This window comes from Leptospira bourretii (assembly GCF_004770145.1).
Lineage (GTDB): Bacteria > Spirochaetota > Leptospiria > Leptospirales > Leptospiraceae > Leptospira_A > Leptospira_A bourretii.
In genome coordinates, this window is the sequence record NZ_RQFW01000010.1 from 362,844 (window position 1) to 375,518 (window position 12,675).

Below are 12,675 nucleotides of genomic sequence, written 5' to 3' on the forward strand. Positions count from 1 at the left end.
TCAGAAAGAATTTCGAAAGTACATAAAAAAACAAAGACGCTACGGATTGTAGTCGTCTTTGTTTATGTTTCCTACAGAGTTATGTTTACTATTATTTGTTGCCTTGCATTTCTTTCATAATGCAAGTAGAGAATGCTTTGCAAGAATCACCGCTCGTGAGACAACCGGCAATTTTATTGTAGTATTTGGGACGGTTACAGTTGAATTCGCAACCACGTTTCAGCGTGCTTTTTTGTTCTTCAGAAGCATTTGGGTTCACTTGCACTGTACAGCTGTAAAACTTATCACAAGCTTCTTTACACTTAGGAAAGTCAGCTGCTTGGAGGGTTCCAGTGAATAACACCAGAGCCAGAATTGAAAACAAACGATTTGTTTTTTTCATACCTTTTCCTCTCGATCTTTGGTAGCGAAGACGGGAGTCGAACCCGTGACCTCAGGGTTATGAATCCTGTGCTCTAACCATCTGAGCTACCTCGCCCTATCACCTTAGATCGTTTGGTTGAACTAAATCTTTAGTTCTTTTGTCATTTTTTGGAGAGAATCAGATTGGTAAACAAAAAAAAGCCCCGACGGTTGCCGGGGCCTTTTCTCTTAACAAGAGTAAGTAGTGAGGAATTCGTATGGGTGAGGGCGACCTTCCCATGGCCAAATTTCTGTTTCAAACTTGTAGTGTTGGTATGTTTGTAGAAAGTTTTCTGTAAACACATCACCTTGTTTGAAAATTTCTCTTTGAGCAAGCATCTCTTCCATTGCTTCACGAAGTGTGTGAGGCATTTGGCGAATTCCTTTTTCGCGGATTTCATCCAATGAAAGTTCAAAAAGATCTTCTTCACGCGCAGGACCCGGATCGATTTTTTCAGCAACACCAGCCATACCAGCCATAAGGAGTGATGCAAACGCCAAATATGGGTTAGCTGTTGAATCTGGAAATCTGAATTCCACACGTTTTGCTTTTTCGCCGCTAACAAAAGGAATACGGCAAGAAGCAGAACGGTTCTGAGCAGAGTATGCTAAGATAGACGGAGCTTCGAATCCAGGAATGAGTCGTTTGTAAGAGTTTGTAGATGCATTAGTGAACGCAGCGCAAGCTCTTGCATATTTCAAAACTCCACCAACATAGTTGAATGCGAAGTCAGAAAGACCTTGGTATTTGTCTCCAGCAAAAAGGTTTTTTCCACCTTTCCAAAGAGAGATATGAACGTGCATACCGTTACCGTTATCACCAAAAAGTGGTTTTGGCATAAATGTAGCAGTTTTTCCGTGTTTATGAGCCACCATCTTCACGATGTATTTTAGCTTTTGAACGTTGTCAGCAGCCTCAATCAAAGTTCCAAACTTAACACCAATTTCTCCTTGTGCTTGTGCTACTTCATGGTGAACCACAAAAGTTTCCATTCCGATTGCTTCTAGAGTTTTTACAAATTCAGCACGGAGGTCCACTTGGGAGTCAATAGGAGCCACTGGGAAGTATCCACCTTTTGTTCCAGGACGGTGTCCAGAGTTGAAGTTGATTTTTCCTGTGTTGTTTGTTCCTGGAATTTCAGAGTGAGTATTCCAGATCCCTTCGTTAGAATCTAATTCATAGTATTGGCAGTTAATTTCATCACGAACTCGTAAACTGTCAAAAACGAAGAATTCATTTTCTGGACCGAAGTAGGCAGTGTCTGCAATTCCGGATTTGTTCATGAACTCTAATGCTTTTTTCGCAATAGAACGCGGGCATTTTTCATAGTATTGTTTTTTGTAAATATCCCAGACATCGCAGAACATAACAAGCGTTTTGTCAGCAGTGAACGGATCCAAAAAAGCCGTAGAAATTTCTGGGTGTAGTTGCATGTCAGAAGCATTGATTGGCTGCCAACGAGCAATGGAAGATCCATCAAAAGGAATTCCTTTGAACGTATCTTCATCAACTGAATTCACATAATACGAAACGTGGTGCCACATTCCTTTGATATCCGTGAAGCGGAAGTCGTAGAAAATGACTCCATTTTTTTTGGCATACTCAACCACTTCCTTTCCGGAAGTAAATTTTGGGGTTGCGAACTGCATTTGATTCTCCTTCTTTCAGAGGTCGGTCTGATTGTTGTAATCTGTTGTCCATTAAGATGCAAGATTTATACCAAGGCATTTCGACCTAAATATAAGGGTTTCGTGGAGTTTCTAAGCAATGTGAGTTAAAAATCACGCCTAGTACCTAAACGAATTGCACAAAATGAAAACTTTTTGCTTATAATTTCGGCAAATTTGCCTAATTTAAGCTTCCGCCATTTCGAAATACTATCTCCAAATGGGGGATTTTGGTCAACGGAATCGGGTAATTTTCGAAGAGAAATCAGAAAATTTTCAGATTCCGAACAAGTTATGTTTTTTTTGTGGCAGTGACCGAAGACTCATAAAGGTTAGAATCTAGATGAGTTCTCGAAAACCCGATTATGGTCGTTACCAACATTTAGAGAGCTTTATCCACCTTTCCAAAGATGCCATCTGGTGTTATGAATTGGACATTCCTATGCCCATTTCTCTTTCCTTGGAAGAACAGATGGAATATGTTTGGAACCACAGTGTGATCCGGGAAAGTAATTTGGCGATGGCTAAGTTTTATGGATACAATTCAGTCCATGAGGTTGTGGGAAAGTATCTGAAGGATCTTGTCACTCTGAAGAGTGTTTTTTTACTTCGCAAATTCATTGAAAGCACATACCAATTAGAAAATTACGAATACATTGTTGAATTGTCGGATGGCAACCAAAGGGTATTTTTGATGAACTCCCATGGGCAGGTGGAGGATGGACACCTGCTACGGATTTGGGGCCAACAAATCGAAATCTCTTCCATTCGTGAGTCCGAAGTCAAACTTTCTGGTCTGTTACGATTTTCCCAAATTGTCACAGAGGTATCCAAAACCTTTGTTCATACCAAAGCAGAATTTGTCTCCGATGCCATCCAGTTTGCCTTGGAGGAATTAGGTAAATACTCTCGTGCGGACCGAGTGTTTGCGGCTGAAATATCATCGGATAAACAATTTTTATCAGTGACCCATGAATGGGTGTTAGATGGCATCCCTTCTTTGTTTTCCGTAGGTACAAAACTTCCCATTGCCAAAATGAATCCAGAACGGCTAGGGATTCTCGCCTCTGATGGAGTGATCCATATTGCCGATACTCAGTTGATGGTGGATGAACCTTGGCATTTGGATCTTTTTAAACGAGCAGAAGTGCGTTCTATCCTTGTTGTCGGTTTACGTGACGAGGGGAGTGTGATTGGGATTTTAGGAATTACTACTTATGAACAAGTTGGAAATTGGTCAGAAGAAACAAAACAATTGTTAGGTTTAGTCGCTGGTTTTATTTCGCAAGGGTTAGTTCGTGCTAAAAATGAAATCAAACTGATGAAAAAAGAAAAAATCCTACAAAGGTTTTATTCTGATGTCAAAGAAGATTTGGCGCTGGCTAAATTAACCCAAGAGGCATGGGTTGCCAAAGATTTTGGTGAAATTCAAAATGTAAAAATCCAATCCCGGTTTTTGCCATACGATGAAATTGGTGGTGACCTGATTTTATACGAAAGACTTAGCGAAGAATGTATCGATATTTTTTTCGGTGATATTTCAGGTCATGGGATTTCTTCAGCTCTTGTTTCTGGGATTGCTGCCGTATCGTTTAAAAAACATTCCAAATTAGAATCCAGTCCATCTGCCATTTTATCGGCTATGCATTTGGAGCTAAAAACCATTGTATTCAAACACCATATCTCAGCTTGTGTCCTTCGTCTTTATCCAAAGGAAAGAAGGGTAGAGTTTAGTTTTGCAGGCCATCCACCGGTTGTATTTTGGAAACATGATGAACGTGTGATGAAACTTGTAAAAGATGAAATGTATCCGATCCTTTTACTAGACCATTGGGAAGGGAAAACCATTTCCAAAACATTCGAAGCGGGAGATCGTTTGCTTTTGTATTCTGATGGAATTTATGAATTAGAAGAAGAGGCCGGTGGTTATATTGGTCTTGATGTTTTTTTACAAGAACTCTCTGAGATGATTTCCGTTTCTGATACAACCGATACCTTACTCAAAAAAATGATCGCCAATTGTCTCATTGACAAAGAACGAATCATTCATGATGACATCGCTGTTTTGTTTATGGAATTTTAATTTTCTCTATCTGCGAGATCGAGTGCTTTGGCATCTGCTTCTGGATACTTCGCGAGATATTCCGAAACAATTTTCTTTTTTCCATCGAGCCTTTCCAAATGGTTCTCTATGATATGTCCAAAGTCCAATTTCCCAGTCACAATTTCATATCGTTCTGTTTCAATGGTTCCTAAATCCAAATCAACAGGCACTTCATTGGCTTTGTCTGCATATTCTTTGGCTTTTTCCCAGTAAGGAATGGCTTCTTTGTAAAATGCTTCTGCCACTCCAAAACTTTCTTTGAGTTCATGTGCAAAATCTAGATTATAAAAATACACATGGCGTTTGTCAAATTTGGAGGCAAGTCTCATGTAAGAACGCATGATTTGGATGTTGATGTGCATAAACATCAAGTTTCGATATTTATAATATTCTTTTTCTGTTTTGGTTTCACACAAAGAATGTTTGGGGTGACGAAATCGTTTCCCTAAAGCAATTTTTAACCAATAGATATTTTTTCTGATTTCATTATCGTTGTAATGTTGTTTGAGATTGTACAACTCATAAAAATCTTCCAAATACTTTGGTTCCCATTTATGGAGTTTGTAAGGCACCCAATCGGAAAACTTGGTATAAGGTCCATTTTTTTCGTATTCGTAGTTGTAATCGATATCGGTTTCCCAAGCACCAAGGGAATGGGAAAACAAGGATAGAACGAGTGCGATTGAAATGACAAATCCTTGTTTCACCCTAAAAGTATCGGTAAATCGGACAGATTCCCTAATGGGATTCTTATTTTAGAGGGAAGACTTCTGCCACCCATTGGTAACCCACACCTCGCACATTGCGGATGGATTCTTCCCCCAGAGCATCCCGAAGCCTCACGATGGCATTGTCGATAGTCCTTTCTGTGGGAAAACTTTCCTCACCTACGATATTGTCTAAAATTTCGGAACGACTAAAGACCTTTCTCACATCAGAAAGGAGGAGGGCCAAAAGAGCACAGTCCCTTTTGGAAAGTAAAACGGAAGACCCATCTTCCCTTTTCACAAGGAAGGAATCCAAGTGGATTTCTGTTTGGTCCATTTTCCATTTTTGTCCAAAATGAGGGCGAGTCTGGGCCACCACCCGTTCCAGTCGGATGAGGAATTCTTTTAAATGGAATGGTTTGGGAATGAACTCGGCTGCACCAAGTTCGAACCCACGAAGTCTCTCTTGGGCACCTGCTTGTGCTGTTAAAAATAAGAAGGGGAGGTCTTTTTCTTTGGATAAAAAAACTTCTGCCAATTGGAATCCATTTCCATCAGGAAGTCGTAAATCAAGAACGACCAAATCAAATTGGTTTGGAGAAAATAATGTTTCTGCTTCGGAAACCGTTTTTGCCCACTGCACCCGGTACCGGTCTTGTTCCAATCTTTCTTTTAAGGTTTCACCGAGACCCTCGTCATCTTCTACAAGCAAAATTCTTGGTTTCATGAAACCTCTTTTAAGTTCAGTTTTACTTGGAATCCGGACGAACTGTTCGGAAACTCAAGAGAACCTTTCATTTTTTCGATTAGTTTTTTTACGATATACAATCCAATCCCACTTCCACTGGTTTTGGAATGACGTAGGAATGGTAATGTCAGATTTTTTTTATTCCCACTAAAACCGGCACCATCATCTTCTAAAAGAAAAGAAATATCTTTAAGATCTTTTGTCACTGTGAGTTTGATTGTTTTTGCTTTTCCATGGCGTTTTGCATTTTCACTTAGGTTTTTTAACATCGCAAAAAAAGCTTTTTTATCAATGTACACTTTTGTGTTTTGGGGAATCAAAACATTCCAAGTTAAATCTGGTTCATGATGGGAATAGGATTCACATAAATCAGAAATCGTGAGGGGTTCCATATATAAGGATTCTCCCTGCATTAGGCTTGCGAGATAAAATGCATTTCCCATTTGGGATTCAATGCGTTGGTTTTCTTTCCAAATTTTTTCTAATTTTTTCTTTAGTTCTGGTTCTTTCGTATTTTCTAAAAGAACTTCGATTTGCAACTGTAAGCTGGCAATGGGAGTTTTCATTTCGTGAGTGACAGTGGAAAAAAAATCTGAAATGAGTTTAGAACGTTTATGATCTCGATAAGAAAGAATCGCCAGAGTCACTCCACCGAGAGTGAGCATAGAAAGAAAAAAGGATCCTTCCAGTTGCAACATCCGATTGACTCGGTTGAGTTCGACTTGCCTTGCGTCGCTGATAGAAATTTCCGAAATGGTCTTTGCTTGGCGAAATCCCAAAATCCACCACCACACTCCCAATGAAAGTGTGAGGGATAACCAGGCCAGGGAAAAAAACATTCGAAATTGTGCTGATCCTCTCAAATTTGCCTCTCGATGCAAGTTAGGGCCAAGGGGATGGACGACGAGCAAAAAAAGATGTTGTCACATTGGAAGAACCCGAGAATTTATTTTTTAGGAGAACAACTTTGAACTTCGACGAAATCTCGAAACATCTTGGAAACGACGCAGAATCCTTACTTGGATTCAAATCCCCAAAAATCGCTAAAGAACTAATCCACGTACCTGGCTCTGACTGGGTTGATAGAATTTTTGCTCCCACAGACAGGTCTGTACCTGTGCTTCGCAGCATCCAAACCCTTCTCGGAAGTGGCCGTCTCGGTGGAACGGGTTATGTTTCCATCCTTCCGGTTGACCAAGGAATTGAACATTCTGCTGGTGCCTCATTTGCAAAAAACCCGATTTACTTTGACGGTGAAAACATCATCAAATTGGCTATCGAAGGTGGTTGTAATGGAGTGGCAACAACTCTAGGAGTTCTTGGATCCGTTGCAAGAAAGTATGCTCACAAAATTCCTTTCATTTTGAAAATCAATCACAATGAACTTCTCACTTACCCAAACAAAAGTGAACAAATCCTATTTGCAACAGTAAAACAAGCTTATGACCAAGGTTGTGTTGCGATTGGGGCTACCATTTATTTTGGTTCCGCTGATTCAGGTCGTGAAATCGTTGAAATTTCTAAAATCTTTCAAATGGCTCACGAATTAGGAATGGCAACCATCCTTTGGTGTTATGTAAGAAACAATGCGTTCAAAAAAGACAAAGACTACCATGTTTCTGCTGACTTAACAGGACAAGCTAACCACTTAGGTGTGACAATCCAAGCTGATATCATCAAACAAAAGTTACCTGAAAACAATGGTGGATACAATGTGTTAAACCAAGAATCTTCTTATGGTAAAACAGACAAACGTATCTACACGGATCTTACTTCTGACCACCCCATTGACCTCACTCGTTACCAAGTAGCAAATTGTTATATGGGAAGAGCTGGACTTATCAACTCTGGTGGTGCATCAGGTGAAAATGATTTACAAGATGCGATCAAAACAGCCGTCATCAACAAACGTGCTGGTGGAATGGGTCTTATCTCTGGAAGAAAAGCGTTCCAAAAACCAATGAAGGAAGGGGTTGCATTGCTCAACGCCATCCAAGACGTATATCTATCGAAAGAAATCACAGTCGCTTAAAGACTTGGAATTTTTTCGAAATGTAAAAAAAAGAAGGGCGGGGGTACTTGTATCTCTGCCCTCCATTGTTTCTGAACATTCTTTTGAATGTGGAGACATTTATAGTTTATACCCACTTTGTGATTGGGCAAAAGATGTGGGTTTTAGCATCATCCAATTATTACCTTTAAATGATACAGGGTTTGGATACTCACCTTACAGTGCTATCTCGGCTTTTGCCATTGATCCTCTTTATATCTCCTTATACAAACTAGGCATTCATACAAAATCTCGCAAACGTGAGATACAATTCTTAAAGAATCATCCCATTCGCATTCGTAATCTAAAATTAGAAATCATTCGTAAGTTATATTCAGAAAATCAAAAAGAAGCTATGAATGAGGCTACTTACTTTTTGGAAAAACATCCCTGGTGTTATTCCTATGCAGCTTTTCGATTATTGTATGAGGAATTTGAAGGCAAAGGTTGGTGGGAATGGCCTAAAAAATTCCAAGATCCAAACCATTCCAAAGAATATATATTCTCAGAGAAAAGAGAGGAAGCTCTCTTCTGGGTTTATCTGCAAAAGATCGCCTATGACCAGTTATCTGAAGTAAAAACCCATTATGAAGATGTGGGTGTGTATTTAAAGGGTGATATGCCCATCCTGACTTCCCGAAATTCTTGTGATGTTTGGGAACATCCTGAATTTTTTATAATGAATTTACAAGCCGGTGCTCCTCCAGATGATTTTTCAAAAACTGGTCAAACTTGGGGATTTCCGGTTCTGAATTGGGAAACATTGGAGAAAACAAACTATTCTTGGTGGAAGGATCGTTTGTCCTATTTGGAACATTTTTTTCATCTCTATCGCATTGACCATGTGATTGGAATGTATCGTATTTGGGCCATCCCAGAGGCAGATCATACGGCCCTTCATGGTTGGTTCCATCCGCAATTTGGAATTGCGACTGATGAATTTATTAAAGAAGGATTGGATCCTAAACATTTTGAAAATTTAGGTCTGATTCATGAATTCATGCCAGGTCATTATATTTTTTATTGGGATTTTTGGAAAGAACCTGGATACCAGGATTTGGAAGAAGAGATTAAGGCAAAATTATACCCATTGTCGGAACTTCATATTGCAGAAGAGGAAAAACATTGGAGGGAGGCGGGAGAAAAGATTTTGGAAATTTTTGAATCCTTTTCTTCGATGATCCCTTGTGCAGAAGATTTGGGTTCTGTTCCTTCCTTCATTAGAGATTCTTTGTTTGAAAGGCAAATGATTGGAATCGATGTGGTTCGTTGGACAAGGTCTTTTACAACTGGTGAGTTTATCCCTGAAGAATTGTATAGAGAAAATGCTATTTCTGTTTTATCAACACATGACACAAGTTTGGTGATGGAATGGTGGAAAAAAGAAGGAGATATGGAATCCAAACTCCAATTTTTCTTCGATCGTTTAGGAAAACCAAGACCGGAAACAGAGGACGCGGCACTTATCGGCCTTCTCGAATTTGTCTTCCAGACAAGTAGCATTTTTTCCATCCAGTTGTTTCAGGATTTGGCAGTGGGGGTTCCTAGTGTTTTAGAAAATCCAGAAACCCACCGCATCAATCTTCCGGGAACTCCTGACCACTCCAATTGGACGTACCGGTTTCCCATTCTCATTGAGGAATTTGCCTCTGATTTCAAACGTAACTTCTCCCTCCGCAAGCTCCTTCTCGATTCCGGAAGAAATTCTTAATTTTTTAGAATTTTTCGAATTCTGACAGATTCGTTCAAGTCGGATGGGTCCGATTCTGGTAACATGGGTTTTTACACCCGGAGGTCTCCCTTGAGATTTGCAAAAGAAATGGCGTTTTATTCCGCTTACCATCAGGAAAAACGTAATGTTTTGATCCATGTGCTTGGTGTTCCCACAATCACCTTCACCTTGTTTGTTGTGCTCAGCCGTTTTTCCCTTTTTGAGTACAGTGGTTTTCACGTATCGGCATCCCTAGTGTTTACATTGGCTGTGCTTGGTTACTACTATACTTTGGATGTTTTGTTTGCTTTTGTTGCTACCTTGATTTTTGGAGGACTGTATGTCACTTCTGAATGGATTACTTTGCAACTTCCAGCAAATACGGCGTGGACAATTTTTGGTCTTGGCCAAGTGATCGGTTGGGGAGCACAGTTTTATGGACACTTTGTGTTCGAAAAGAGTAGGCCTGCCCTTTTTGATAACTTGTTCCAAGCTTTGGTATCGGCACCTCTGTTCGTTGTAGCAGATGTGTTTTTTGAACTTGGATACCGATTGGATTTAAAAAATGCAGTCGAGGCAGAACTAAAACAAAAAGGTGTTTGGAAAGACTTTTCGCATAAACCTGCTTAGGTTTTAAAATATAAAACAGGATTCGCAAAAAAGATGAAGGTGAACTTGTTTCTCTAAATCTCTTTTGCGATCCTATTCTAATCTTCGCAAAAACATACCTTACTTAACGACTGACTTCCTAAAAATAATGATGGTTTCACTCCAAACATCTTTTTGAAGGTTCTGGATAAATGAGCCTGGTCACTGAATCCTGCGGCATGGGAGGCAGTGGTAAGATTTTCACCACCTTGCAATAGTTTTGCTGCAATATGAAGCCTTTGCCATAACAAATACTGCCTAAGTGGAATTCCCATATTTTCTTTAAATAAATGCATAAACCTATCGGTGGAAATTTCTGAAATTTCCGAAAGTTCGGATAAGGTTACTGGGTTTGGCATTTTTTCTTTGATCCTTCGGATTGCCATCTCAATGCGGTTGTCGTATTTTTTGGAAATCGTTTCTGAGCCTAGTAAAGAAAGGATTTGATTGTACACAGTGCGCGCTGAGTCACAGGTGAGTGCGTCACTAAACAATGGTTCTGCGATTATTTGTATTTTGGTCCTTGTTTCATCATCAATGGTTTTAGGATGGTCTTCCATTAAAATTTTTTTGTATTCATCTGATTTGGGATCTAATTGGATGATGAGCATTTCTGCATTTTCTGCCTCCAATTTATGGTAATAATTGGGAGGAATGATGATCCCTTGGGATTTGATGACTTCATTGGATTTTGTACGCAAACCAAAGGAGGAACCAAGTGAAACCAAAATGGAAACTGCATAATGAGAATGTGGTTCTGTGACGATGCCTGAAGTTCCTAAGAGAATTCGTTCTCCAAAATAAAAAAGACTTCCTTTTCTTTTTGAATCCATATACTAGAAAAATTCTAAGAACCATTCTGAAAAAGGCAAGGAATATCGAATGAAAAAAACTTTTTTGATTTTAGTTTTCTTATCTTTCCTTTTTTCATTATTCGCAAGTCCTGAAAGGGAGGTTCCCATTTTTTGGACGGAACTTCGTTCGAAGTACAATTGGAAAACAAACCCAATATTCCCCGAATCCGAATCAGTTGAATTATTTGAATCCATTTTATATACAGAGGGTAGGTTGTTACTCCAAACTAAGGATGTTACCAAACAAAACTCCCTCCTTGTTTGGAATTTAGATTCAGGGGAATCTAAAAAAATAGATTGGGATGGTGGGAAGGTGACAGGTTGGGCAGAGTGTTCTGGGAGAATTTTGGTCCAAACCACAAAAACTCTCTGGGATTTAGATGCAAAAACATTTCTTGTGAAGAGAAAACTTCCTTGGCCAAACAACGGAAAGTCATGGCAGGACATTGTTTGTTTAGAAAACAAAATTTATAAGTTGGTCGCAGACCAATTGGAAGTGTATGGATTGGATTCTGGTGAGTTGGAATCAAAAATTCCGCTCCCTTTTTCTTCTGTGCAAAGAATGACCAAACGAAGTGAAAAAGAAATTTTACTTATCTCTTCTTATTGGGGAAATACCGTTCAAGTTTTTTCACCAAAAGATCCCAGAAATTCTAAGGAATGGAAAATCCCAGTCAATCATAGGGCTCTTTTTAAATTGGTAACTTTATCAGAAAATCATTTTCTCATCTTTGATCCCATCACAAAGACTTATGGTGAATGGATGGTGTTTGAAAATTCTATTTTGCCTTTGGATTCTCCTATCGAAGTAGCAGATGGCTCTAGAGCTTACCGATTTTCTCCCATCCAAAACAAAATTGAATACAAGTTTTCTTTAACGGCTCTCTCTGATGTGCCGGAAACAAAATACCAGTTTGTCCTTCCCAAACAAAATATAAGTTCCCAAAGATTATCCGAAGAGGAGTTTGATGCAGCTTCCATCTTAGAAACCGACGATTTTGGAAACAGGTCCTTGGTTCTTACCCTCCCTCCACTCAAAGCAGGTGATACAAAAGAGATAAAAGTGTATAGTGCTTTACTCACTCGTTATAAAATTCATTGGAATTTAGACCCAAAATTAACATTGGGCAAAAATCAAAATAGAGAAAGGTTGGAAAGTTTTTTGATGGATGATTGGTTTTTAAAGATGGATTCAGATGTTGTTTTGGAAAAAAGAAAAACAATTTTCCGAAATGAGACCAATTTAAAACAAATATTAACTAAAACCCAGGAATATGTTTCCTCCATCCCTTATCAGTCAGGAAGTTTTGAATCGGCACCGAAAGTGATAGAAAAAAATAATGGAGGTTGTACGGAACATTCCTATGTCACCATGGCATTGTTACGCGGTATGGGAATTCCTTCGAGGTTGGTTTGGAACTATCTTCCTACGGAGTCCTCTAAGGAAATTACATTCAATCATAAATTTGTGGAAGTATGGGTGGAAGGCCTTGGATGGATTCCTATGGAGCCACTGGCACCACCTAAATCCAAACCGGGAATCACATATGCAAGGCATGTTGTCTTTGCGGGACTATCAGGCACAAGTCATCCAAAAATCGTTGGCGGCGATAGGCTTGTACAATTGTCAAAGGACCAATTGGGCCTTGCAAAAAAGATAAAATTCAAACTAGTTGTGGCAAAGATGGATACCGAAAAAGGGATAGAAAACACGGATGAGAAAGTGATAGTTCCAAAAACAATCCGTGCCTTAAACTCTGGAGAGGATCTGGTAGTTCCTTAA

At 39.4% G+C, this 12,675-nt stretch carries 11 protein-coding genes and 1 tRNA gene; 5 read left to right on the plus strand and 7 right to left on the minus strand.

Annotation, left to right across the window (positions count from 1 at the left end):
- Positions 1–91: 91 nt before the first annotated feature.
- The 3 genes from EHQ47_RS06645 to glnA all read right to left on the minus strand — a co-directional run bounded on the left by EHQ47_RS06645 (position 92) and on the right by glnA (position 2,052).
- On the minus strand, positions 92–382 hold the full coding sequence (locus tag EHQ47_RS06645; RefSeq protein WP_135747982.1) for a Cys-rich protein: 291 nt from the start codon (positions 380–382) through the stop codon (positions 92–94).
- Positions 383–401: 19 nt separating this feature from the next.
- Positions 402–478 (minus strand) — tRNA-Met (locus EHQ47_RS06650).
- 113 nt (positions 479–591) lie between these two features.
- Entirely contained in the window at positions 592–2,052 is a 1,461-nt protein-coding gene (gene glnA, locus EHQ47_RS06655; protein ID WP_004789053.1) for a type I glutamate--ammonia ligase, read from the minus strand.
- Between the two features lie 361 nt (positions 2,053–2,413).
- Between glnA and EHQ47_RS06660 the strand changes: the two genes are divergently transcribed.
- Positions 2,414–4,153, plus strand: coding sequence for a PP2C family protein-serine/threonine phosphatase (locus EHQ47_RS06660; RefSeq protein ID WP_135747983.1), 1,740 nt, complete (start codon positions 2,414–2,416; stop codon positions 4,151–4,153).
- On the opposite strand, the gene EHQ47_RS06665 is transcribed toward EHQ47_RS06660, so the two are convergent.
- The 3 genes from EHQ47_RS06665 to EHQ47_RS06675 all read right to left on the minus strand — a co-directional run bounded on the left by EHQ47_RS06665 (position 4,150) and on the right by EHQ47_RS06675 (position 6,468).
- The gene (locus EHQ47_RS06665; RefSeq protein WP_244290252.1) at positions 4,150–4,863 is read right to left on the minus strand and encodes a hypothetical protein; all 714 of its coding nucleotides are present in this window, start codon (positions 4,861–4,863) and stop codon (positions 4,150–4,152) included. The two genes, EHQ47_RS06660 and EHQ47_RS06665, sit on opposite strands and share 4 nt — an antisense overlap.
- Before the next feature lie 61 nt (positions 4,864–4,924).
- Positions 4,925–5,608: a response regulator transcription factor gene (locus EHQ47_RS06670; RefSeq protein ID WP_135747985.1), complete on the minus strand. Its 684-nt coding sequence runs from the start codon at positions 5,606–5,608 to the stop codon at positions 4,925–4,927.
- On the minus strand, positions 5,605–6,468 hold the full coding sequence (locus tag EHQ47_RS06675) for a sensor histidine kinase (protein ID WP_135747986.1): 864 nt from the start codon (positions 6,466–6,468) through the stop codon (positions 5,605–5,607). Before EHQ47_RS06675 ends, EHQ47_RS06670 begins: the two co-directional genes overlap by 4 nt.
- Positions 6,469–6,596: 128 nt before the next feature.
- Between EHQ47_RS06675 and EHQ47_RS06680 the strand changes: the two genes are divergently transcribed.
- The 3 genes from EHQ47_RS06680 (at position 6,597) to EHQ47_RS06690 (ending at position 10,020) form a co-directional block, all read left to right on the plus strand.
- Positions 6,597–7,661 (plus strand): class I fructose-bisphosphate aldolase, encoded by a 1,065-nt coding sequence (locus EHQ47_RS06680; protein ID WP_135570025.1) that lies wholly within the window; start codon positions 6,597–6,599, stop codon positions 7,659–7,661.
- Positions 7,662–7,665: 4 nt separating this feature from the next.
- Positions 7,666–9,390 carry a 4-alpha-glucanotransferase gene (locus tag EHQ47_RS06685; protein WP_135776816.1) on the plus strand — a complete coding sequence of 575 codons (1,725 nt, stop codon included), beginning with the start codon at positions 7,666–7,668 and terminating at the stop codon, positions 9,388–9,390.
- 90 nt (positions 9,391–9,480) lie between these two features.
- Complete coding sequence (locus EHQ47_RS06690; RefSeq protein ID WP_135747988.1) at positions 9,481–10,020, plus strand: Mpo1 family 2-hydroxy fatty acid dioxygenase; 540 nt, start codon at positions 9,481–9,483, stop codon at positions 10,018–10,020.
- A 77-nt stretch (positions 10,021–10,097) separates the two neighbouring features.
- On the opposite strand, the gene EHQ47_RS06695 is transcribed toward EHQ47_RS06690, so the two are convergent.
- Positions 10,098–10,871, minus strand: a complete 774-nt coding sequence (locus EHQ47_RS06695; protein WP_135747989.1) for a helix-turn-helix transcriptional regulator — start codon at positions 10,869–10,871, stop codon at positions 10,098–10,100.
- A gap of 49 nt (positions 10,872–10,920) precedes the next feature.
- Here EHQ47_RS06695 and EHQ47_RS06700 point away from each other — a divergent pair, with 49 nt between their 5' ends.
- Entirely contained in the window at positions 10,921–12,675 is a 1,755-nt protein-coding gene (locus EHQ47_RS06700) for a transglutaminase-like domain-containing protein (protein ID WP_135747990.1), read from the plus strand.